At 73.4% G+C, this 21,555-nt stretch carries 26 protein-coding genes and 1 tRNA gene; 14 read left to right on the top strand and 13 right to left on the bottom strand.

Annotated features, from left to right (window positions below; genetic code table 11):
* Positions 1-5 precede the first annotated feature (5 nt).
* The 5 genes from ureG to FHX74_RS11660 form a co-directional block, all read right to left on the bottom strand.
* Entirely contained in the window at positions 6-722 is a 717-nt protein-coding gene (gene ureG / locus FHX74_RS11640) for an urease accessory protein UreG (protein ID WP_328823780.1), read from the bottom strand.
* A gap of 102 nt (positions 723-824) precedes the next feature.
* Complete coding sequence (locus FHX74_RS11645) at positions 825-1,535, bottom strand: urease accessory protein UreF (protein ID WP_182560269.1); 711 nt, start codon at positions 1,533-1,535, stop codon at positions 825-827.
* Positions 1,522-3,225 carry an urease subunit alpha gene (locus tag FHX74_RS11650; RefSeq protein ID WP_182560271.1) on the bottom strand — a complete coding sequence of 568 codons (1,704 nt, stop codon included), beginning with the start codon at positions 3,223-3,225 and terminating at the stop codon, positions 1,522-1,524. Before FHX74_RS11650 ends, FHX74_RS11645 begins: the two co-directional genes overlap by 14 nt.
* A gap of 10 nt (positions 3,226-3,235) precedes the next feature.
* Positions 3,236-3,610: an urease subunit beta gene (ureB, locus tag FHX74_RS11655; protein ID WP_182560272.1), complete on the bottom strand. Its 375-nt coding sequence runs from the start codon at positions 3,608-3,610 to the stop codon at positions 3,236-3,238.
* Between the two features lies 1 nt (position 3,611).
* Positions 3,612-3,917 (bottom strand): urease subunit gamma, encoded by a 306-nt coding sequence (locus tag FHX74_RS11660; protein WP_182560273.1) that lies wholly within the window; start codon positions 3,915-3,917, stop codon positions 3,612-3,614.
* A gap of 176 nt (positions 3,918-4,093) precedes the next feature.
* Between FHX74_RS11660 and FHX74_RS21110 the strand changes: the two genes are divergently transcribed.
* Genes FHX74_RS21110 through FHX74_RS11685 form a run of 5 tightly spaced genes read left to right on the top strand, consistent with a single transcriptional unit; the run spans position 4,094 to position 8,487 of the window.
* Complete coding sequence (locus FHX74_RS21110) at positions 4,094-4,861, top strand: DUF4129 domain-containing protein (RefSeq protein WP_182560274.1); 768 nt, start codon at positions 4,094-4,096, stop codon at positions 4,859-4,861.
* On the top strand, positions 4,858-5,415 hold the full coding sequence (locus FHX74_RS11670) for a hypothetical protein (protein WP_182560276.1): 558 nt from the start codon (positions 4,858-4,860) through the stop codon (positions 5,413-5,415). The genes FHX74_RS21110 and FHX74_RS11670 overlap by 4 nt, the downstream gene beginning before the upstream one ends.
* Positions 5,412-6,437 (top strand): AAA family ATPase, encoded by a 1,026-nt coding sequence (locus tag FHX74_RS11675; protein WP_182560278.1) that lies wholly within the window; start codon positions 5,412-5,414, stop codon positions 6,435-6,437. The genes FHX74_RS11670 and FHX74_RS11675 overlap by 4 nt, the downstream gene beginning before the upstream one ends.
* Positions 6,434-7,837 (top strand): DUF58 domain-containing protein, encoded by a 1,404-nt coding sequence (locus FHX74_RS11680; RefSeq protein ID WP_182560279.1) that lies wholly within the window; start codon positions 6,434-6,436, stop codon positions 7,835-7,837. The genes FHX74_RS11675 and FHX74_RS11680 overlap by 4 nt, the downstream gene beginning before the upstream one ends.
* The gene (locus tag FHX74_RS11685) at positions 7,834-8,487 is read left to right on the top strand and encodes a hypothetical protein (RefSeq protein WP_182560280.1); all 654 of its coding nucleotides are present in this window, start codon (positions 7,834-7,836) and stop codon (positions 8,485-8,487) included. The genes FHX74_RS11680 and FHX74_RS11685 overlap by 4 nt, the downstream gene beginning before the upstream one ends.
* A 33-nt stretch (positions 8,488-8,520) precedes the next feature.
* Here the strand turns inward: FHX74_RS11685 and FHX74_RS11690 are convergent, their stop codons facing one another.
* A complete protein-coding gene (locus tag FHX74_RS11690) occupies positions 8,521-9,237 on the bottom strand; it encodes a class I SAM-dependent methyltransferase (protein ID WP_182560281.1) in 717 nt (238 codons plus the stop codon).
* A gap of 17 nt (positions 9,238-9,254) precedes the next feature.
* The gene (locus FHX74_RS11695; RefSeq protein WP_182560282.1) at positions 9,255-10,226 is read right to left on the bottom strand and encodes an NAD(P)/FAD-dependent oxidoreductase; all 972 of its coding nucleotides are present in this window, start codon (positions 10,224-10,226) and stop codon (positions 9,255-9,257) included.
* Positions 10,227-10,341: 115 nt separating this feature from the next.
* Between FHX74_RS11695 and FHX74_RS11700 the strand changes: the two genes are divergently transcribed.
* Complete coding sequence (locus FHX74_RS11700; protein ID WP_182560283.1) at positions 10,342-10,932, top strand: helix-turn-helix domain-containing protein; 591 nt, start codon at positions 10,342-10,344, stop codon at positions 10,930-10,932.
* 78 nt (positions 10,933-11,010) lie between these two features.
* Here FHX74_RS11700 and FHX74_RS11705 read toward each other — a convergent pair whose 3' ends face one another.
* Entirely contained in the window at positions 11,011-11,325 is a 315-nt protein-coding gene (locus tag FHX74_RS11705) for a DUF3263 domain-containing protein (protein ID WP_182560284.1), read from the bottom strand.
* 165 nt (positions 11,326-11,490) lie between these two features.
* Between FHX74_RS11705 and FHX74_RS11710 the strand changes: the two genes are divergently transcribed.
* The 3 genes from FHX74_RS11710 to FHX74_RS11720 all read left to right on the top strand — a co-directional run bounded on the left by FHX74_RS11710 (position 11,491) and on the right by FHX74_RS11720 (position 13,901).
* Positions 11,491-12,543 (top strand): Gfo/Idh/MocA family protein, encoded by a 1,053-nt coding sequence (locus FHX74_RS11710; protein ID WP_182560285.1) that lies wholly within the window; start codon positions 11,491-11,493, stop codon positions 12,541-12,543.
* A gap of 9 nt (positions 12,544-12,552) precedes the next feature.
* Positions 12,553-13,731, top strand: a complete 1,179-nt coding sequence (gene manA, locus FHX74_RS11715; RefSeq protein ID WP_182560286.1) for a mannose-6-phosphate isomerase, class I — start codon at positions 12,553-12,555, stop codon at positions 13,729-13,731.
* Between the two features lie 97 nt (positions 13,732-13,828).
* Positions 13,829-13,901 (top strand) — tRNA-Thr (locus FHX74_RS11720).
* 14 nt (positions 13,902-13,915) lie between these two features.
* On the opposite strand, the gene FHX74_RS11725 is transcribed toward FHX74_RS11720, so the two are convergent.
* The 3 genes from FHX74_RS11725 to FHX74_RS11735 form a co-directional block, all read right to left on the bottom strand.
* Positions 13,916-14,224 (bottom strand): MarR family winged helix-turn-helix transcriptional regulator, encoded by a 309-nt coding sequence (locus FHX74_RS11725; protein ID WP_182560287.1) that lies wholly within the window; start codon positions 14,222-14,224, stop codon positions 13,916-13,918.
* A complete protein-coding gene (locus tag FHX74_RS11730; protein WP_182560288.1) occupies positions 14,202-14,615 on the bottom strand; it encodes a hypothetical protein in 414 nt (137 codons plus the stop codon). The genes FHX74_RS11725 and FHX74_RS11730 overlap by 23 nt, the downstream gene beginning before the upstream one ends.
* Before the next feature lie 180 nt (positions 14,616-14,795).
* On the bottom strand, positions 14,796-15,215 hold the full coding sequence (locus tag FHX74_RS11735) for a hypothetical protein (protein ID WP_182560289.1): 420 nt from the start codon (positions 15,213-15,215) through the stop codon (positions 14,796-14,798).
* 43 nt (positions 15,216-15,258) lie between these two features.
* On the opposite strand from FHX74_RS11735, the gene FHX74_RS11740 reads away from it, so the two are divergent.
* Both FHX74_RS11740 and FHX74_RS11745 read left to right on the top strand, forming a co-directional pair.
* Positions 15,259-15,429, top strand: a complete 171-nt coding sequence (locus FHX74_RS11740; protein ID WP_182560290.1) for a KOW domain-containing RNA-binding protein — start codon at positions 15,259-15,261, stop codon at positions 15,427-15,429.
* 71 nt (positions 15,430-15,500) lie between these two features.
* The gene (locus FHX74_RS11745; RefSeq protein WP_182560291.1) at positions 15,501-16,073 is read left to right on the top strand and encodes a phosphotransferase-like protein; all 573 of its coding nucleotides are present in this window, start codon (positions 15,501-15,503) and stop codon (positions 16,071-16,073) included.
* Here the strand turns inward: FHX74_RS11745 and FHX74_RS11750 are convergent, their stop codons facing one another.
* On the bottom strand, positions 16,074-17,042 hold the full coding sequence (locus FHX74_RS11750) for a helix-turn-helix transcriptional regulator (protein ID WP_182560292.1): 969 nt from the start codon (positions 17,040-17,042) through the stop codon (positions 16,074-16,076).
* A gap of 104 nt (positions 17,043-17,146) precedes the next feature.
* Between FHX74_RS11750 and FHX74_RS11755 the strand changes: the two genes are divergently transcribed.
* Positions 17,147-17,578, top strand: a complete 432-nt coding sequence (locus tag FHX74_RS11755; protein WP_182560293.1) for a VOC family protein — start codon at positions 17,147-17,149, stop codon at positions 17,576-17,578.
* Between the two features lie 126 nt (positions 17,579-17,704).
* Positions 17,705-18,874, top strand: coding sequence for a VOC family protein (locus tag FHX74_RS11760; protein WP_182560294.1), 1,170 nt, complete (start codon positions 17,705-17,707; stop codon positions 18,872-18,874).
* 39 nt (positions 18,875-18,913) lie between these two features.
* Here the strand turns inward: FHX74_RS11760 and FHX74_RS11765 are convergent, their stop codons facing one another.
* Positions 18,914-19,483: an rRNA adenine N-6-methyltransferase family protein gene (locus FHX74_RS11765; protein WP_182560295.1), complete on the bottom strand. Its 570-nt coding sequence runs from the start codon at positions 19,481-19,483 to the stop codon at positions 18,914-18,916.
* Positions 19,484-19,616: 133 nt separating this feature from the next.
* On the opposite strand from FHX74_RS11765, the gene FHX74_RS11770 reads away from it, so the two are divergent.
* Positions 19,617-21,548 carry a glycogen debranching N-terminal domain-containing protein gene (locus FHX74_RS11770; protein ID WP_182560296.1) on the top strand — a complete coding sequence of 644 codons (1,932 nt, stop codon included), beginning with the start codon at positions 19,617-19,619 and terminating at the stop codon, positions 21,546-21,548.
* Positions 21,549-21,555: the final 7 nt, after the last annotated feature.

Here is a 21,555-nt window from a genome sequence, read left to right on the forward strand (position 1 = left end):
GGTGATCACCGCCCCACGGACTGGTGCCCGTGATCATGGTCGTGTTCACGGGCGTGATCATGGTCGTGGCTGTGCACGGCCCCGTCGGCGTGAACGTGCGGCGCCATCGGACCGGGGTCCTGCGGCACCAGCGACCCGTCCCGGAGCGCGGCGATCCGGCCGAGCACCCAGTCGACCAGCGCCTGCACCGAGTCCCGGTCGTGCTTGCTCAGGGCCAGCACCGGACGGCCGTCCCGGGCGCGCTCCGCGTCGGCGACCATCCGCTCGACGTCGACGCCGACATAGGGCGCGAGGTCGGTCTTGTTGACCAGCAGCAGGTCGGCCCGCCCGATCCCGGGACCGCCTTTGCGGGCCACGTCGCCACCGCCGGCGACGTCGAGTACGAAGAGCTGCGCGTCGATCAGTGCGGGCGAGAAGGTCGCCGTGAGGTTGTCGCCGCCGGACTCGACCAGCACCAGGTCGAGCGGCGCGAAGTCCGCCTCGAGGTCCTCGACGGCCAGCAGGTTCTGGGTGACGTCGTCGCGGATCGCGGTGTGCGGGCAGGCACCGGTCTCCACCGCCCGGATCCGTTCCGGGGCGAGCACGCCGGCCGAGCGCAGGAAGCGGGCGTCCTCGTCGGTGTAGATGTCGTTGGTGATCACGCCGACGCTGATCCGGGTGCCGAGCTCGGCGCACAGGGTGGCGATCACCGAGCTCTTGCCGACGCCGACGGGCCCGGCCACGCCGAGCCGCAGCGATGTACGGGCAGCTCCGGGTGTCTGATGATCATGAGTCGTCACGCGACGTCCTCTCCTCGTGGTTCGGTCCGGTCCGGGGTCGGACGGTCAGGCACGGAACAGCCGCCGTTCCTCGGTCTCGTGGGCCTGCGCCCACTGCTCCATCAGCGGGGCGCCGACGGCGGGCAGGTCGTCGGCGCGGGTGCAGCCGGACACCCGCGCGACCATCGCCTCGACCCCGGCCCCCGCCTCGGCCACCCAGCGGGTGGCCAGCACCGGGTCGAACGGGTCGAGCTTGAGGGTGGCGGCGACGACGGTCTGGACGTCCTCGTAGCCCAGCACCCGGGCCACCGCGGCGGCCGACAGCCCGGCGGCCGCGCCGACGCTCCCGATCACCACCGCCCGGCACCACGGGTGTCCGGTGGCCAGGCCGAGGTCCCACAGCGCAGCGGTGGTGCGGAGGTAGCCGCGGCCGAGCAGGTCGGCGGCCGCCCGCATCGCCGCCGCGGGCGTCCGGACCCGCCAGGCCCGGTCGACGACGTCGAGGGCCGTGGTCCGGTCGGTCGGCTCCGCGGCCAGCCACACGTGCCGGGCCACCACCGCCGCCGCGGCCTCGGTCTCGGTCACGGTGGCCAGCCGGGCGCGCAGGTAGTCCGGGACCTGGGCCGACCTCATCCCGTTCCGCAGCGCCGGCTCGAGCCCGGCCGACTGGGTGTGCGCGCCGGTGGGCAGCCGGGCGTCGGCCAGCAACAGCGCGACGTACTCGGCCGGCACCGTCGCCGTGCTCCCGGCGGCCTGGGTCAGCTCAGAAGAGGGCATAGAGCTGGGCCAGCGGGAGCTCGGTGGCCGGGTCGGGGGTGATCAGGTCGCCGTCGACGGTGATCGCGAAAGACTCCGGGTCGATGACGATCTCCGGCAGGTGGTCGTTGTTGATCATGTCGGCCTTGGTCACCTGGCGGGTCGGGGCGACCGCGACCGGCTGGTGCACCAGCCCGAGCTCGGCGGCCAGCCCGGCCTCGACCGCGGCCGGCGCCAGATAGGCCTGCGAGAGCGCCGCGCCGGCGTCGTGGTAGAGGGCCGGACGCATCAACACCGGTTGCGGGGTGGGGATCGAGGCGTTCGGGTCGCCGAGCGCGCCGATCACGATCGCCCCGCCCTTGATCACCACGTCGGGTCGGTAGCCGAAGAACCGCGGGTCCCAGAGCACCAGGTCGGCCAGCTTGCCGATCTCCACCGAGCCGATCTCGTGGTCGACGCCGTGGGCGATCGCCGGGTTGATCGTGTACTTGGCCACGTACCTGCGGGCCCGGTGGTTGTCGGCGGGCAGCCCGCCGGCCATCGCGCCGCGGACGTGCTTCATCACGTGCGCGACCTGCCAGGTGCGGGTGATCACCTCACCGATCCGGCCCATCGCCTGCGCGTCGCTGGAGGTGATCGACAGCGCGCCGAGGTCGTGCAGGTGGTCCTCGGCGGCGATCGTCGTGGCCCGGATCCGGGACTCGGCGAAGGCCAGGTCCTCCGGCACCGCGGGGTTGAGGTGGTGGCAGACCATCAGCATGTCGAGGTGCTCGTCGACGGTGTTGACCGTGTGCGGCAGCGTCGGGTTGGTCGAGCTGGGCAGCACGTTGGGGTGGCTCGCCACCGTGAGGATGTCCGGCGCGTGCCCGCCGCCCGCCCCTTCGGAGTGGAAGGTGTGGATGGTGCGACCGGCGATCGCGTCGAGCGTGCTGGCCACGAAGCCGGCCTCGTTGAGCGAGTCGGAGTGCAACGCGACCTGGAGGCCCCACTCCTCCGCGCCCCGGAGGGCGGCGTCGAGCGCGGCGGGCGTGGAGCCCCAGTCCTCGTGCACCTTGTAGCCGCCGGCGCCCCCGAGCGCCTGCTCGGCGAACGCGCCCGGGCTCACCGTGTTGCCCTTGCCGAGCAGCAGGTAGTTGACGGGCAGCGGGTCGAGCGCCTGGTGGGCGCGGGCCAGGTGCCAGGCGCCGGGGGTCACGGTGGTGGCCTTCGACCCCTCGGACGGCCCGGTGCCGCCACCCCCGATCGTGGTCAGCCCGGTGGCCAACGCCTCGTGCAGCTGCGAGGGCGACAGCAGGTGCACGTGGGTGTCGAACCCGCCGGCGGTGAGGATCCGGCCCTCGCCGGAGATCACGTCCGTGCCCGGCCCGATGACCAGCGCCGGGTCGACGCCGTCGGCGATGTCGGGATTGCCGCTGCGGCCGATCCCGACGATCCGGCCGGCCCGGATGCCGACGTCGGCGCGGACGATCCCCCAGTGGTCGAGGATGATCACGTTGGTGATGACGGTGTCGAGCGCGCCCTCGGCCGAGAGCACGCCGGACTGGTTCATCGACTCGCGGATCGACTTGCCGCCGCCGAAGACGCTCTCCTCGCCGCCGACCGTGCGGTCCTCCTCCACTTCGATCCACAGGTCGGTGTCGCCGAGCCGGATCTGGTCGCCGGCCGTCGGTCCGAAGATCGCCGCGTAGTCGGCGCGCGGGATGCGGGTCATCGGTGCTCCCTCACTCCTCGTCCTCGACCGGGTCGGCGCGGCGCGCCTCGAGGTCGGCGTGCCGGGCGTTGCCCGGCTGGATGCCCGGCACCCGGCGGGCGCCGCGGAGAGCCACCACCGGCACGGTCCGCGAGGCGCCCGGCTCGAACCGCACCGAGGTGCCGGCGGCGATGTCGAGCCGGAAGCCGTAGGCCCGCTCGCGGTCGAAGGCCAGCCCGGGGTTCACGTCGGCCAGGTGGATGTGCGAGCCGATCTGGATGGGTCGGTCGGCGGTGTTGGTGAAGGTCAGCACGTCACGCTCGTCGTCGCCGCGGTCGGCGTTGATCTCGACGTCGCCCTCGCCGAGCCGGATCGCCCCGGGCCCGGTGCTGCTGGTGCCGGCCACCTCAACCACCGATCGGGTGGTGGAGGGTGACCAGCTTGCGGCCGTCGGGGAAGGTCGCCTCGACCTGCACCTCGGTCAGCATCTCGGCGACGCCCGCCATCACCTGGTCGCGGCGCAGCACCTCCCGACCGGTGGTCATCAGCTCGGCCACGGTGTGCCCGTCCCGGGCCCGCTCGATCACCCAGGTGGCCAGCAGCGCCACCGACTCGGGGTAGTTGAGCTTCACCCCGCGGTCCAGCCGGTCCCGGGCGACCATGCCCGCCACCGCCTGCAGCAGCTTCTCGGTCTCCGACGGTGCCAGGTGCACGGCGCCTCCTCGCTCCGGCTCGGCCGCGGCCCGGCGACCGCGGCGGACGTCCCGGCGGGACCGGGCCCGCGAGCGACACTAGTGCGGTCCGTGTTTCGGGCGGGTTTCGTCGGCTGAGCGGGTGCCGACGACGACGGCTGCGGGCGGCGTCAGGGTCGCGGGATAGCGTGACGGACGTGTCGGGGAACCACGTCGCGCGCCGGTCGCACCGGTTCGGGACCGCCGCCGTGCTCGCCGCCACGACCGTGCTGGTCGGGCTGGGGCTGGTCGCCGCCGCCGTCCGCCCGGGGTGGCAGGTCCGCTACCGGACCTTCGACCTGCCGCGTCCGACGCCGCGGTTCACCCCACCGCCGCCCCCGTCGTTCACCGCCGTCCCGGCGCCGCCGCGCGAGACCAGCACGGCCGGCCAGACCGTGGTCGCGGTGCTGCTCGTCGTGCTGATCGCCGTCGGCGTCGCGGTGGTCGGGCTGCTGGTCTTCGTGCTGGTCCGGTGGCTCCGGCGCCGGCTGGCCGCGGTCGAGGTGACCGAGCTCGAGGACCGCGAGACCCGGCCGCAGCTGCCGGTGCTGCGCCGAGGCGCCGAGGAGGCCGAGCGCCGGCTGCTCCGCGGCGGCGACCCGACCGACGCCATCCTCACCGCCTGGCTGGCGCTCGAGGAGGCGGCCAGCAGCTCGGGGGTGCCTCGACAGCCGAGCGAGACCCCGACCGAGTTCACCGTGGCGGTGGTGGAGCGCACCGGGATCGACCCGACCCCGATCCGCGAGCTGCTCCGGCTCTATCACCGGGCCCGGTTCACCGCCGCCGGGGCACCCGCCGGCGACATCGAGACCGCTCGCCGGTGCGTCGCCGAGATCGCCGCTGCCTGGCGGGCGTTCGATCTGGACGCCGACACCGGCGCCACGGCCGGTTCGGCCGGCTCGCGGACCACCGAGGAGCGCTCGTGAGCGGCGCGTACGTCCCGCCGCCGCGGCTGAGCGAGCGGTCGAGCACCGTGCTGACCCTGGTGCTCACCCTCGTGGTGGTGCCGGTCGCCGCCTGGCTGTTCGGGGTCGCCCTGCTCCAGTGCGTGCTGGTCGCCGCGATCGGCGTCACCATCGGCCTGGCGATCCGGTTCCGGCCGCGCGGCGAGGAGTCGGTGTGGTCGCCCGAGACCGTCGACCTGGCCCGCGACCGCGGCGCCCGCCGGGACGTGGCCCGGTTGTCCTGGAGCGTCGGCGACGACCAGGTCGGGCGTGCCCTGCGGATCCGGCTGTACGAGCTGGCCGAACGCCGGCTCGCCACCCGCGGGCTCGACCTCGACGAGCCCGGCGACCGCGAGGCGATCGAGACCCTGCTCGGCCGCGACGCCGTCCGGGTGCTCGACGCCGAGCTCGGCCGGGCCGTCCCCGCCCACGCCTTCGAGCGGGCGGTGGCCGCGCTCGAGCGGCTCGACCAGCCCGACCCGACCACGACGACCACCCCGGTCACCCCGACCGGGACCCACGAAGGAGTGCGATGAGCGCCGGCGAGAACCGCCCCGAGACCGAACCCCGACCGGGCGCCGACGTGGCGCCGCTGCCGGTGGAGGACGTCGCCCGGTTGTGCCGCGAGGTGCTCGCCGAGGTCGGCACCGTGGTGGTCGGGATGAGCGAGGCGCTGCGGACGGCGCTGGCCGCGGTGCTGGCCGGCGGGCACGTGCTGTTCGAGGACGTTCCTGGCCTGGGCAAGACGCTCGCCGCGCGCAGCCTGGCCTCCGCGCTCGGGCTCGACTTCCGCCGGCTGCAGTGCACCCCGGACCTGCTGCCGGCCGACATCACCGGCTCCTACGTCTTCGACCCGGCGACCTCGTCCTTCGCCTTCCGGCCGGGCCCGCTGTTCACCGGGCTGTTCCTGGCCGACGAGATCAACCGGACCGCACCGAAGACGCAGTCGGCGCTGCTCGAGGCGATGGCCGAGCGCCAGGTGACCGTCGAGGGCACCAGCTTCGTCCTCGACCGCCCCTTCCACGTGATGGCCACCTCGAACCCGGTCGAGTACGAGGGCACCTACCCGCTGCCCGAGGCCCAGCTCGACCGGTTCATGGTCCGGCTGGCCGTCGGCTACCCCGGGCACGACGCCGAGAGCGACGTGGTCCGGCGGCGGCTGGCCCGCCGCCGGGAGGAGACCGAGGTGCGCACCGTCGTCGACCCGGCCACCGTGCTGGCCATGCAGGCCGGCGTCGAACAGGTCGAGGTCGACCCCGACGTCGTCGACTACAGCGTCGAGCTGGCCGCCGCGACCCGCCGCCACCCGGCCGTCGAGGTCGGCGCCTCACCGCGCGGGTCGCTGGCCCTGGTGCTGGTGGCCCGGGCCCGGGCAGTGCTCGACGGCCGCGACTTCGTGGTCCCCGAGGACGTCAAGGAGGTGGCGGTCAGCGCCCTCGCGCACCGGCTGACCCTCACCCCGCAGAGCTGGGCCAGCGGCACCACCGCCGCCGAGGTCGTCGGCTCGCTGCTCGCGCAGGTGGCCACCCCGACGTCCACCCGGCTCGCCGCCCGGTGAGCCTTCCCGACTCCACGCCGGGCGGGCGCCCGCCGCCCACGGTCGACCGGACGCACTGGCGCCGCGGCGCGGGCATCGGCGTCCCGGTGCTGATCGCCGTGGTGATCCTCGCCGTCGGCATCCTCAGCGGGCGGGTCGAGGTGGCCGGCCTGGCCCTCCCGGTGCTGCTCAGCGTCGCCTGGTCGCTGCACCGGCGACCGGACGCGGCCGAACCGGAGGAAGGGACCGGACGCGTCGAGGTGACCGCCGGCGACCACGACGCCGGCGCCGGGCGGATCGGCGGCCGGGTGGTCTGGCGACCGGGCCCGCGGAGCGAGCAGCTGCGGGTCACGGTCAGCGCGCCGGGCCACACCGCCGCGCGGATGGTGCTCGGCCGTCGCCCGCGCGCGACGGACCCCGCACCCGACGCGGAGGGCGGCGTCCGCGCGGTGCCGGTGAGCATGCGGTCGGTCCGCACCGGGCGTCGGCCGGTCTTCGGCGTGGAGGCGGTCGAGACGTGCGCCGGCCAGGTGCGGATCCGCCCGGCCCAGCAGCTGCCGCCGATCGCGGTGACCGTGCTGCCGACCGCACGCGGACTGCGCGAGCTCCCGCTGCCGCCGCGTCTGCAGGGCCTGACCGGGCCGCACGGGTCCACCCGGGCCGGTGACGGCGGCGACCTGCGCGACATCAACCTCTTCCTGCCCGGTGACCGGCTGCGCCGGATCGACTGGCGGGTCACCGCCCGGCACGCCGGTCCGGGCCGGCTGACCGACCTCTACGTCCGTCGGACGTTCGCCACCGCGGACGCCACCGTGATGCTGGTGCTCGACTCGCGCGACGAGGTCGGCGCCGACGTCCGCACCTGGGGTGACGTGTCCGCGGTCCGCGAGGACCAGCCGACGTCGCTCGACCACGCCCGCGACGCCGCCGCGACGGTGGCCCGCAGCTACCTCGAGGCCGGCGACCGGGTGGGGCTGGACGACCTGGGCCGGCTGCGGCGTCCCGTCCCGCCGGCCGGCGGGCGGCGCCAGCTGGACCGGCTGCGGCAGCGGATCGCGGTCTCCGAACCCGACGGCGAGCCCAAGCAGCGCCGTCGGGTCCCGCGGCTGCCGTCGGGCTGCCTGATCGTGCTGTTCTCGACCTTCCTCGACGACGAGGCGATGTGGCTCGCCCAGCAGTGGCGCAGCTCCGGCCATCGGGTGGTGGCCGTCGACGTGCTGCCGGTGCTGCGGCTGACCGAGCTCGACCCGCGCCAGCGGGTGGCCTACCGGATCGTCGCGATGGAACGTCGCGACCGGCTGGCCGCGCTGGCCCGCTCCGACGTCGAGGTGGTCCGCTGGCTCGCCGATCCCGCCGACCCCGGTCAGCCGCCGCTCGACGTGGCGATGACCGCGCTGGCCCGACGGAGGGTGCGGCGGTGAGCGGCTTCGACACCGGGTCCCGCCCGGCCCGGCTCCGGGCGGCCGCGCACCGGCGGCTGGTCCGCTCCCGCGGCCGGTGGGGCGGACGGTTCCGGGCCTCGCTCGAGGCGCTGTTCTCCCCGCTGCCCCGGGTCCGCACCAGCCCGTCCCGTTGGGTCCCGGGTTGGGCGCCGCGGCTGCTGCTGGTGGCGCTCGGGATCGCGGTGATGGTGCTGCTCGGCGTCGGCCCACCGAGCGGGGTGCTGCTCGGCTGCTTCGTGCTCGCGCTGCTGCTGGTGCCGTCGACCCGGACGGGTGCGGCCTTCTGCGTGCCGGTCGCCTTCCTGTGGCTGGTGCTGCCCGGCGACCCGCTGTCCTGGCGCTCGGCCGGGCTGCTGCTGCTCACCGCCGCGGTCTTCGAGCTGGCGACGGCGATCGAGGCGGTCTCCCCGCTCAGCCGGGTGGAGCTCTGGGCGCTCTGGCCGTCGCTGCGGCGGTTCCTGGTGATCCAGCTGATCAGCCAGCCGGTGGTGCTGGCGCTGGTCGCGCTCCGCAACTCGCCGGCGCACCTGAGCGCCGCCGCGCTGCCGGTCGCGGTGGTCGCCGCCGCCGCGGTGGCGGCGGGTGCGGCGTGGCTGCTCCCCCGGCTCGGACGTCCGCCCCGCCGCTGACGCGCTCTCGCGCGCGAGCCGTGGCCGCTGGTCTCAGAGCGGCCGCCGCACCGCGCGGAAGACCGTGTCGCGGATGGTGATCTCGCGACCGTCCGGGTCGGTGGCCGACCGCGGGACGGCGCCGTCGGCCCGGACGTCCCACGCGGCCGGGTCGAGCAGCGCGGTCAGGTCGTCGCCGGAGAAGAACAGCTCGGGCACGTGCGGTCGCGGCATCGTCGTCTCCAGGTCGGAGACGTGGTGGCCGACGATCAGCAGCGTCCCGCCGGGGCGGACGGCCCCGGCGAGCCGGCCGAACAGCGGCATCAGCTGACCGGGCGGCAGGTGGAGGAACTGGCTGTTGACCAGGTCGGCGCTGTCCGGTTCGGGCTGCCAGGTCACGAGGTCCTGGTGCCGCCAGCTGATCCGGGCCGCGACCTCGGCGCCGACCTGCTCGGCGGCGCGGCGACCGCGGTCGAGTGCGGTCCGGGACCAGTCGAGGGCGAGCACCTGCCAGCCCTGACGGGCGAGCCAGATCGCGTCGGCGCCCTCCCCGCAGCCGACGTCGACCGCCCGACCCGGACGCAGCGCGCCGACCTCGCCGACCAGGTGCGGGTTGGGCCGACCGCTCCAGACCGACGGTCGACTGCCGTACCGCTCCTCCCAGAACTCCTCGGTGAAGCGGACGGCGGTCGGGTCCCCGGCGATCCCGGACCCGTCGACGTGCCCGTGGTCGTGCGCTTGCTCGTGCCCGTGGTCGTGTGCGGTGGTCATGGGGCGTCCTCCTCCGGTCACGCCGCCGACCCGGCGACCAGCCGGGCCTCCTCGACGGCCTGCTCGATGGTGTCCTCCAGCAGCGACGCGACGATCGTCGCCCCCGCCCAGGCACCGGCGGCGACCGAGGTCGACACCTGCGCGGTCGGGTTGGCCACGGTGCCCGCGGCCCAGACGCCGGGCACCGACGTGCGTCCGTTGGCGTCCACCTCGAGCACCTCGCCGAACCCGGTGGGATGCTCGACGGTGCGCAGCCCGAGCCCCTCGAGCCCGGCCAGGTTGAGCGTCCACGGCGGCCCGACGGCCAGGGCCTGGACCGGGACCTCGGTGCCGTCGGCCAGCCGGACGCCGGTCAGCCGGTCGGCCTCGACGACCAGCCCCTCGACCCGGCCGTCCATCAGCCGGATCCCCCGCGCCCGGAGCGGACCGGCGACGGTCTCGTCGAAGCCTCCGGTGCTGTGGGTGAAGACGGTCACGTCGTCGCTGAGCAGCCGGAGCAGCTGGGCCTGGTGCGCGGCCATCGGGGTGGTGGCCAGCACGCCGATCGCCTGGTCGCGCACCTCCCACCCGTGACAGAACGGGCAGTGCAGGACGTCGCGGCCCCACCGCTCGCGCACCCCCGGCACCTCGGGTAGGGCGTCGGTCATCCCGGTGGTCACCAGCAGCCGGCGCGCCCGCAGAACGCTCCCGTCACCCAGCTCGAGCCGGAACGCCGTTGCCTCCCGCGCGACCGCGGCGACCCGACCGGTGAGGATCCGGACGCCGTACCCGGTCACCTCCTCGCGCCCGCAGCGCAGCAGTTCCTGCGGCGGGATGCCGTCCCGGCTCAGGTAGCCGTGGACGCCCTCGGCCGGCGCGTTGCGCGGCCGGCCCTCGTCGATCACCACCACCGACCGGCGCATCCGGCCGAGGGTGAGCGCCCCGCTCAGCCCGGCCGCTCCGCCACCGATCACCGCCACCTCGACCGTGGCCAGGTCCTGCTCCGTCATCTCGTTCCTCTCGTCACGCGGACGCCGGTGCGCCGCCGTCTACCAGCGTGCTGCGCGCAGGACAGACCAGCAAGTATCTTTGCTGTTCCGGCAAAGACGACAGCAGGAGGTCATCGTGAGCGAGGAGCTCGACACCATGCTCGGCTCGGTGGGCCAGCGGCTCCGCGAGCTGCGGCTGCGCCGCGAGGTCACGCTGACCGAGCTGGCCGAGCGGACCGGGATCTCGGTCAGCACCCTGTCCCGGCTCGAGTCCGGGCAGCGCCGGCCGACGCTCGAGCTGCTGTGGCCGCTGGCCCGTGCGCACGACGTGTCGCTCGACGAACTGGTCGACGCCCCGGCCACCGGCGACCCCCGGGTGCGGCTCCGCCCGGTGGTCCGGCACGGACGCAGCTACCTGCCGCTGACCAACCGGCCGGGCGGGCTGCGGGCCTACAAGGTGGTGATCCCCGGTGGACCGCGGCGGATGGACGTCCCGCTCGGCACCCACGAGGGCTACGAGTGGCTCTACGTGCTCGACGGACGGCTGCGGTTGCTGCTCGGCGAGCACGACCTGGTGCTCGAGGCGGGCGAGGCGGCGGAGTTCGACACTCGTACGCCGCACGCCGTCGAACCGGCCGACGACCAGCCGGTGGAGCTGATGACCCTGTTCGGGCCGCAGGGCGAGCGGGCCCACGTCCGGGCCCGGACGAGAACCGCCGCCGACTGAGTCGGCGGCGGAGTTGAGTCGGCGGTGGAGTGCTGGGCGGGGAGCGGGTGAGGGCGCTCGTCCCGGGCGAGCGACGCCTCAGGCGTCGACGTGCAGGTCGATCCCCAGCCGACGGGCCGAACGGGCCCGCTGGCGCGAGGCGCGGAGCCGGCGCAGTCGCTTGACCAGCAGCGGGTCGTGGGCGAGGGCCTCGGGCTTGTCGATCAGGGCGTTCAGGATCTGGTAGTAGCGGGTGGCGGACATCTGGAACCGGTCGCGGATCGCCTGCTCCTTGGCGCCGGCGAACTTCCACCACTGACGTTCGAAGGCCAGCAGCTGCGCGTCGCGATCGCTCAGCCCGGCGCCCCCCTCCGGTTCCGGAGCGGTGGCCGCTTCGTCCGTCGCAGAAACCATGCCCACATCCTAGAGCCGAACTACACGGCTGTCATTCATCCCCGGACCGCCCCACCGGGGCGGATCCGGCCGTCCGGGCCCGGTCCGGACCCGCGTTCCGGGCCGGCCGACCTGCCGCCGACCCTAGCAATCGGCGTCCTGGACGGCGTGCGGTTGGATGGGGTCATGAGCGAGCCGACCCCGTCGTCCGAGCCGCGTCGCATCCGCTGGGGGGTGCTGAGCACCGGCCACATCGCCGGGGTGTTCGCCCGCGACCTGGCGCTGCTGCCCGAGGAGGCCGAGCTCACCGCGGTCGCCTCGCGCGGCCTCGACAAGGCCGAGGCGTTCGCCGCCGAGCACGGCTTCGCCCGGGCCTACGGCAGTTACGCCGAGCTGGCCGACGACGACGAGGTCGACGTGGTCTACATCGCGAGCCCGCACAGCGACCACCTGGCCTCGGCCCGGCTCTGCCTCGAGGCGGGCCGCGCGGTGCTGGTGGAGAAGTCGCTGACCGCGAGCGTCGCCGAGGCCGAGGAGCTGATCGGGCTGGCGCGCGAGCGCGGGCTCTTCTGCATGGAAGCGGTCTGGATGCGCACCAACCCGCTGATCCGGCGGGTGGCCCAGGCCCTTCGCGACGGCGAGATCGGCGCGCTCCGGCACATCGAGGCGGGGTTCGGGTTCGCCTTCGACGGCCCCGACGAGCACCGGCTGCTCAACCCGGAACTCGCCGGCGGGGCGCTGCTCGACCTCGGGGTCTATCCGGTGCACCTGGCCAACCTGGTGGCCGGCGAGCCGACCGCGATCCACGGCACCGGGCACCTGGCCTCGACCGGCGTCGACGCGCACGCGGTGGCGGCGATGACCTTCGCCGGCCAGCCGCCGGTGACCGGTGCGCTCACCTGCACGCTGGAGACGACGCTGCCGACCTCCGCGGTGGTCTACGGCACCGAGGGCCGGATCGAGATCGACAACTTCATCAAGCCCGACGAGGTCCGCATCTACCGCGGGAACGACCGGGAAACATCACCGGAGGTGTTGATCACCCAACTGCCCGGCGGCGGCTACACGCTGCAGGCACAGGAGGTCATGCGGTGCCTGCGCGCGGGTGAGCTCGAGTCGCCGCTGGTGCCGTGGGAGGACAGCCTGGCCTGCATGCGGACGCTGGAGACCTGGCGTGCGGCGGTCGACGCGGCCGCCACCCGAGCACTGGGTGGCGGAGGGAGCAGCAACGAGGAGTGAGGAGCGCAGATGATCACCACCATCGGTGGCCGGATCCAGCCGTACGCGTGGGGGTCGACCACCGCGATCCCGGAGTTGCTCGGCCGGACGCCGTCGGGTGAGCCGCAGGCCGAGCTCTGGCTCGGCGCGCACCCGCTCGCACCCTCCGATCTCGACGGAACCCCGCTCGACCAGGCCGTCTCCCGGGACGCCGTCGGGCTGGTCGGCCAGCGCTCGGTCGAGCGGTTCGGTCCGCGACTGCCCTACCTGACCAAGATCATCGCGGCGGCGCAGCCGCTGTCGCTGCAGGCCCACCCGAGCCGGGAGCAGGCCGAGGCCGGCTTCGCCCGGGAACAGCAGGCCGGCGTCGCGCTGGACGCGGCCAACCGGACCTACAAGGACGACTGGCCCAAGCCGGAGATGATCTGCGCGCTCGGCGAGTTCCACGCGCTGTGCGGTTTCCGCGACCCGGTCGAGACGTACGCGATGTTCAGCACGCTGGGCGTCGACCAGGTGCTCGACGTGGTGGAGCCGCTGCGTGGGGGCGGCCCCGAGGCCGTACAGAAGGCGTTCGCCCGGCTGCTCTACGCCGAGCACCCGGAGATGTTGGTCAGCGTGGTGATCACGCTCTGCCAGGGACTGGTCGGGCGCGACGATGCGCTCGGGTCGTTCGCCCGCACCGCGGTCGGGCTGGGTGAGCACTACCCGACCGACCCCGGCGTGCTGGCCGGACTGATGATGAACAAGATCACGCTGCAGGAGAACGAGGCGATGTTCCTGCCTGCGGGGAACCTGCACGCCTACCTCGACGGCACCGGAGTCGAGGTGATGGCCAACTCCGACAACGTGCTGCGCGGCGGGTTGACGCCGAAGTTCGTCGACCGCGACGAGCTGCTCGACATCCTCGACTTCACCCCCGGCCAGCCGGACCTGGTGGTGGCCGAAGAGGAGCAGACCGGGGTGTTCCGCTACCGGACGCCGGCGCCGGAGTTCGCGGTCTGGCGGCTCGCGCCTCACGGCGGCACGGTGACCCTGCCCGCCGACGGCAGCGGCCGGATCGTGCTGGTCACCGACGGCGAGGTGGCGCTGGGCTCGGGCCTGCGCAAGACCAAGCTCAGCCGCGGCCAGGCGGCGTTCGTCACCGCCGGCGAGACCGGCGTCGGGGTCAAGGGCTCGGGCACCGCGTTCGTCAGCGCGCCCGGCGTCTGAGGGCGTCCGGCGGAGCCCCGCGCCGTCAGCCGACGGAAGCCGTTGGCCCCTGTGCTGATCGGTCGGTAGCCTCGACCCCTGCCGCGCGAGCGGCTCGGCTGGCGTGGCGCAATCGGTAGCGCACCTGTCTTGTAAACAGGGGGTTAGGGGTTCAAGTCCCCTCGCCAGCTCTCGTTTGCCAGCCTCAGCGCGATCCGCTGGTCGGCAGATCGGCGGCCAGCAGCTGTTCGCAGCACTCGAGGATCGCTGCCCGCTGTTCCGGCGAGAGCCGGTCGAGGAACCGCGCGCGGACCGTACGTTCGTGGACTCGTTCCGCCGCCTCGATGACGGCCCTGCCCTGGTCACTGAGCGTGCAGGAACTGCGCCGTCCTGCAGCTCCCCGCTCGGTGCGCTCGATGAATCCGCGGCTCTCCATCCGGGTGAGCAGGTGCGACACCCGGCTCTTCTCCCAGTCGAGACGCTGGACGAGATCAGTGACCCGGAGGGTCAACAAGGCTGCAGGTCACGGTGCCGACCGAGGGGCCGGCCTCGAGTGGACCCCGCTGCGCCTGCGCCGAGGGAAGCGCGCTGTCCTCGACATACGTGCGACCGTCCCAGACCAGCAGGGCGGCGAAGTCCTGGGTAGCGTTGTTCGAGCCGGGTATCACCGAGGGACAGTTGCGAACAACCTGCCGCCGAGCCTCCGGCTCATCTTCGACGCCGCAGCCTGTCACCGCCGCGACCGCCACCAAGCCCACCACGGCACTGGCGAGTCGGCCGGCCCGGTTGGCAGACATCACCTCCTCATCGTCGGACAAATCCACGACGCGGGAAAGCAATGTCCGATAACGATGCGTCACCGCGGTGGCGAAGCCGACCATGGCTCCCGAACGACGCATGATCACCGTACGGAGACCGGCCGTCGGTGATCGTGGGCGAGTCCCGCCGGCCTCGCTGTCTCCCTGGTCGCCGAGCACTTCGGAGCGGAGACAGCGGCAGGCCTGGCTCGCGGGTAGCCCGCGGACCATTCAGGACCGGCCAGAGCGTTGAGGCGCTTGGTCGGTTCCAGCCGCAGCGGTCGCTGGTCAGTCGCGCTGTTCGGTAGCCGATCGCCGCTGACGGAGCCGCCTGACCGCCCGGAAGGTGGTGAGGCTCGCGCTCACCACCATCGCCAGGCAGAGGACCGCGAGAAAGACGCCCGCCGACCGACTCGAGGTCAGCGCGACGACCCCCAGCACCAGGAAGAACGCGACCACGATCGGCCCGAGCACCAGCTGCACCCGGTCGAGCCGCAGGAGGTGAGCGCTGGCCCGCTCCTCGCGGCGTGTGCGCGCCGCTTGCGCGACCTCGTCGGTGCGGGGCTCGGGCGGCACGGATCCACTCACCTGGCGATCATCCCACCGCGCGCCCAACCGCCCCGACCGCTGCGAGCGCCGCAGGGTCTGCCGGCGGGCGTCCAACAGAATCTGCTCAGTCTCGGATCCTTCACGGCCGACTGCTGACATGCGTCACTCACCACCTGCCTGACCACGGCCCGACACTCGGACCATGGACACATTCACCGTGGGCGACACCGTCCAGATCACCGGCCCGACGATGACCGGCAACGTCGGCACCGTCATCTGGGTGGACGAGAAGGCTGAGCGCTATCTGGTCCGGATCACCCCGGCGACGCAGAACTACTTCACGGCGGCAGAGCTCGAGCTCTTCCGCTCCTGACCTGGGCTCAGGCGCACCGGCGGCCGCAGACGAGCCCGCCACGTCACGTGACGACGGGCCAGACTGTGACCATGCCGGGCAGGATGGTCGCCATCGTCGGGACCTCGAGCGTGGGCAAGACGACGGTCGCTGAGCACCTCCAGACGATCATGCCGAGCCCCTACCTCGTGGTCGGCCTCGACCACTTCCTGAACATGTTCCCGCAGCGTTGGTCCGGCCAGGACTGGGGACCGGGACCGGGGATGTGGTACCACGACACCGTCGACCCGGACGGCCATCCACGGACGAGGATCCGTTACGGCGACGCGGGTGCGCGGCTCCTCGCCGGGATGCGCGCGGCCGTGCGAGCACTGCTGGACACCGGTAACGACGTCATCCTCGACGAGATGCCCCTCGACGAGACGATCCTCCCGGCCTGGCGTCGCGAGCTGGCCGACTACGACGTCGTCTGGGTGTGGTTGCACGCGCCACTGGGCCTCGTCGAACGCCGTGAGGCACAGCGCACCCGGGGCCAGAAGATCGGGAACGCCCGCGGCCACCTCCACCTGACTGCCGGCGAGACGTACGACCTGGAGCTCGACGTGTCGTCCCTCACGCCGGTTGCCGCAGCCGAGGCGATCCTGGCCGCCGTCCGAGCTTCTTGATCACGACGGGCTGCGGGACCAGCTGCTGAGCCGATCCGCCGCCTCCTGCAGGACCGTCCGCAGCTCGTCGGGCTGCTCGACCACGACTTCGGCTCCGAGCGCCAACAACGCGCCGGGCAACCACTCCAGCGACTCCGAGTGGATCGTCGCTCGCAGCCAGTCCGGGTCGAGGGGTTCCAGCCGCGCGACGCTGGCCGGGAGATCGCGCCGGACATCCCCGACGGTGGCCCGAATGCGCAGGACCACCTCATGACGGTAGCCCGCCGTCACCAGCCGTTCGGTCAGGTCGGCGACGGCGTCGTGCGGCGGTGGTGCCGGGAAGGTGCCGCCGAGCACGTGGGCCGAGGTCACCCGGTCGAGCCGGAAGGTGCGCACCTGCTGGGTGGCGGCGTCGAGACCGGCCAGGTACCAGCGGCCGGAGTAGGCGACGAGGTCGTGCGGTTGCAGGCTCCGGTGCGAGGACTCGCCGGACCGGTTGCGGTACGCGAGCGCGATCGGGCGGCGGTCGCGGACGGCTGCCGCCACCGTGAGAACGACGTCGGGATCGACCGCCGGTGCGGGATCCGCGTGTGGGCCCGGGCTGATCACCGCTGTGTCGAGCAGGGTGGCCGCGCGTTCGGCCAGCCGTTCGGGCAGGCTCCGACGGATCTTCGCCATCGCCGTCGCGAGGCCGCTCGACAACTGCACCGTCGCCGTTCGGGTTGCGGCCTGCGTGAGCGCGACGAGCACGGCGATCGCCTCGGCATCGTCGAAGACCAGCGGCGGCATCCGATAGCCGGCGCTCACGCGATAGCCGCCGTACCGACCCCGGATCGCCTCGACCGGGACGCCGAGATCGCGGAGCGCCTCGATGTCCCGACGCGCCGTCCGCTCGTCGATCCCGAACCGCTGCGCCAGCTCGGGAACGGTCCGAGTCCCCGAGGACTGCAGCAGCTCGAGGAGGTCGAGGAGACGCGAGGTCCGGGACACCCCGGCAGATTAACTCGCATACCGGGCGGCGATCGCCCGGTATTGCTCCTAGCGTCGTCGGCACGAGCGCCACCAGCCGGCGGCGCCACGACGAGAGGACCCCGATGACCCACACCGCCCGGCAGCTGGTGTCGCGCATCTTCGCCCACGACGTCGACGGACTCGTCTCGTTCTACGAGCGAGTCACCGGGCTCGAGGCGGCGAGGCACCACCCGCTGTTCGCCGAGCTCTCGGTCGGGTCGGCCACCCTGGCGATCGCCAGCACGCAGACCGCCAGCGCCCTGGGCCAGCCGGTCACGGTGGCCGGGGACAGGGCGCTGTGTCTCGACTTCCTGGTCGACGACGTCGACGCCTGCTTCACCGAGCTTCGCACCGAGGGTGTGCCGCTGCTCGGCGAGCCGACCACCATGCCGTGGGGCAACCGGTCGCTGCTGCTGCGCGACCCGGACGGCCGGTTGATCAACCTGTTCACGCCGGTGACCGCGGAGGCTCGGCGCCGGTTCGGGCTCGACCACGCCGCCTCCAGCGGAGGCTGACAAGGGACGGGCCAAGATCGGCGGCGCGGTCGACGATCGTGACGCGCTGACGAGAGGCGAGATCCGATCCGGACGCCGACTCTCTCATCGCTGGTCGCGGTCGGGCGCTCTCACTAGAGTCCGATCATGGGGACACTCGGCAGCGACTGGCGCCGCATTGACGGCGCCGCGATGGCCTGGTTCGGCGCCGACGACCTGAGCCAGGGTGCCCAGTTCGCCGAGCGGGTGTTCGAGCGGGAATCCGCAGCCACGCTCGAACTGCGACCGGTCGGCGTCCGGATGAGGGCGCGAGACGACGACACCGTGGCGCTGTCGACGATCGCCGCTGACCTCGGCCTGGTGGCCGATCCGAGCGTCCTGCAGCAGGTCGGGCTGACGTTCTGCTCGTCCGAACCGCAGTCCATCGCCCCGTTCTGGCGATCGGCGCTCGGGTACCAGCCGAGCCAGCAGGGCCTGAGCGACCCGCTGCGTCGCGATCCGGACGTCCGGTTCGAACCACTGTCCGACCCCCGCCCGCTCCGCAACCGGATCCACCTCGACGTCGTCCGCCCCGAGCCGGTCATCAACGGCCTCGGTCTCGGTGCGGGGACCGGTCCCTACGGCGTCTGTCAGGTCGATGCGGAGGGCAACGAGGTCGACCTCGTCCCGGGTGAGCCGCTCGGAGGGCGACCCGAGATCTCCGACTGGTGGGCCGTGTTCTCGGCGGTCGCCTGCTATCGCACGTCGACGGTCGAGCAACAGACCGCTCTGACGGCCGCGGCCGCCCGCGCCGCCGATGGTGTCGGCTTCCCACTGATCATCGACCTGCGGCCGGGACTCGTGATCATCGACAGCGGCAAGGACCGGTGGGAGCCCGCGGCGCACGGCCTGTCGATCGACTTCGCCGACCTCGCCGCAGCGGTGCAGAGCGACGCGCGCCGGCTCGGCGCGACGGCGGACCCAGCCCTGCCCCGGTTCGTCCAGGTCTTCCTCGATGCCGCTGACGTCGCCACCGTCCGGCGCTTCTGGAGCACCGCCCTCGGTTGGGTGGCTGACCCACGTCCCGGGGTGACCGACGTGCATGACCCCCTCCGGCTGGGACCCTCGCTGGTCTTCCAGGAACTTGACCCGGCCGAAGTTGACCGACGGCAGCAGCGCAACCGGATCCGGATCAACCTCACCCTGGCCGCCGACAGCGTCTCCGCGCGACGGGAGGCCTGTGTGTCCGCGGGCGGGCGGCTGCTCGACGTCTCAGACACGCAGACGCTGGTCACCGACCCCGAGGGCAACGAGCTGCTGATCATCGCCGCAGCCTGACTCAGGCGTCGGGCCAACCGACGCGCGATCTCCCGCCTGTCATGATCGCCGCCGAGTCAGCCGGAGCACGCCGACGTCCACCGGTGGCCGTGGGGTGAAGGCGTGTCGAGGCAGCTCCAGCGCTGCGCTGCTCGTGAAACCGGAGGCATGCCCCTGCTGCCGCGCAACCCGGTCGCGGACGACCGACCGCTTGAGCAGGAGATCGGCCTGACGGAGTCGGTGATCACTGCTGGTGATCCGCATGATCAACGGACTGGTGATCGCGAACGGCGGATTGGCCACGATGCGGAAGGGCCGTCGGGGCCAGTGGAACGCCAGCAGATCCACCTGGACCACCGCCAACCGCCGATCCGCGACGGCCGCCGCGAACCGTCGACGCAGGCGGGTGACCCGACCAGGGTGCAGCTCGACGGCGATGACGCGAGCGCCGACGTCGAGCAGCGGTTCGGTCAGGGCACCGGTGCCGGCACCGAGATCAAGCACCAGCTCGCCCGGACGCACACCCGCAGCGGTGACGATCGCCTCCGCCCAGTCAGCCTGGAGGCGGTGCCATCCCCAGAACGGCTTCGCTGCAGTCTGCCGACTGTGGCCGCCCGGAACCTCGGACACGGCGGACCATCCAGCTGAACCTGATCATGACCGCCACGCTAGGGGTCGGAACTCGCCGCGTTCCAGCCATTTTCCTTACGGCGGCGCGCGAACCAGCGTGCCGGGCCCGCCACCGACTGGCTACCGTGCGGGCATGATCGAGTCCGACCGCACCGACGACCCGTCCGCCGCACCGCTCCGCCAGCCGCTGCTGCACGACTCGCTGGTCACCCTGACCGCGCCGATGCAGGTCTGGTCGACCCAGACCGGGGAGGTCGGCGGAGCACCGATCCACGGCTACTGGGCCGGTGACCAACGCTTCGTCTCAGCGCTCAGTGTCCGGGTCGGCGGGGTGGTGCCCGAACCGATCGGACTGGTGGACGCGCACGCCTCCCGCACCCGGTTCGCGGCGCTGCTCCGCGGGCTCGACGGCGTCGGCGCCGACCCCGACCTGCGGGTCGAGCGCGAACGGCGCACCGACGTCGACAGCATCACCGAGACCTTCGAGGTGCGGACCCGCGCGAAAGGATCACGCCGGACGACGGCCGAGGTCGTCGTGGTCCCCGACGCGATCGAGCTGCAGGCGGTCAAGAGCGGGGCCCCGGGCGTCCGCGTCGACGCGACCGGCACCGCCGAGGGCGCGACCTGGACGGCCGGCTCCACCACCGTCGCACTGGACGCCCCCAAAGCGACGGTCGCGATCGCCGAGGGCCGGATCACTCTGACCTGGGAGCTCGAACTGTCGCCCTCGTCCCCGGCGGTCTTCGACCTCACGCTGCGGACGGAGACCGCCGACGGCGCCGTGGCCGGGGTCCGAACGCCGTGCCCGTGGTCGCTGCCCGAGGTCGCCGACTTCCGGTTGGCCGCCTGGCTGTCCCAGGCCTCGACCGACCTGGACGCGCTGCGGATGCGGCTCCCCGACCGCGAGGACGAGTTCTTCGCCGCGGGCGCCCCCTGGTTCTTCACCCTGTTCGGCCGCGACTCGATCTGGGCCGCGCGCTTCCTGCTGCGGGTGGACGCCGGCATGGCCGCCTCGACGCTGCGCACCCTGGCGTCGCTGCAGGGCACCCGCACCGACCCCGAGACCGCCGAACAGCCGGGCAAGATCATGCACGAGCTGCGGAGCGCCTCACTGACCATCGACAGCGGGGAGCTCTCGCTGCCGCCGCTCTACTACGGCACGATCGACGCCACCCCGTTGTGGATCTGCCTGCTCCACGACGCGTGGCGCGCGGGCATGCCGGAGGCGGAGGTGCGTGCGCTGCTGCCCGCGCTCGAGGCGGCACTGGCCTGGATGCGTGACCACGGGGACTCCGACGGTGACGGCTTCCTCGAGTACCTCGACGAGTCGGGTCACGGGCTGGCCAACCAGGGCTGGAAGGACTCGAACGACAGCGTCCAGTGGTCCGACGGCACGCTCGCCGACGGGCCGATCGCGCTGTCGGAGGTGCAGGCCTACGCCTACGAGGCGGCGGTGCACGGCGCCGACCTGCTCGACGCGTTCGGCCGGCCCGGTGGTGAGGACTGGCGCCGGTGGGCCCGTCGGCTGGCCGACGACTTCCGCGCCCGGTTCTGGGTGACTGACGACCACGGTCGCTACCCCGCGATCGCGCTCGACGCCGCGAAGCGCCCGGTCGACACGCTGACCAGCAACATCGGGCACCTCGTCGGCACCGGGCTGCTCTCCGCCGAGGAGGAACGCCTGGTCGCCGACCGCCTGGTCTCCCCCGAGCTGTCGAGCGGCTTCGGGCTGCGGACCCTGTCGACCCGCGCCGGCGGCTACTGGCCGCTGAGCTACCACGGCGGGAGCGTCTGGGCGCACGACACCGCGGTGGCGATCAGCGGACTGCACCGCGCCGGTTTCGCCGACGAGGCGGCCGAACTGGCCGAGGGGCTGCTGCGCGCCGCGGCCGCCTTCGACTTCCGGATGCCCGAGCTGCACGCGGGCGACCCGGCCGACGGTGCCACCGCACCCGCGCCCTACCCCGCCGCCTGCCGTCCGCAGGCCTGGAGCGCGGCGGCTGCCTTCGTGGTCTGGGACGCGTTGCGCAGTGGAGAGACCTCGCCCGTGGAAGCTACGGCCTGACCGCACG

Source organism: Microlunatus kandeliicorticis, from assembly GCF_014137855.1.
GTDB classification, from domain to species: domain Bacteria; phylum Actinomycetota; class Actinomycetes; order Propionibacteriales; family Propionibacteriaceae; genus Microlunatus; species Microlunatus kandeliicorticis.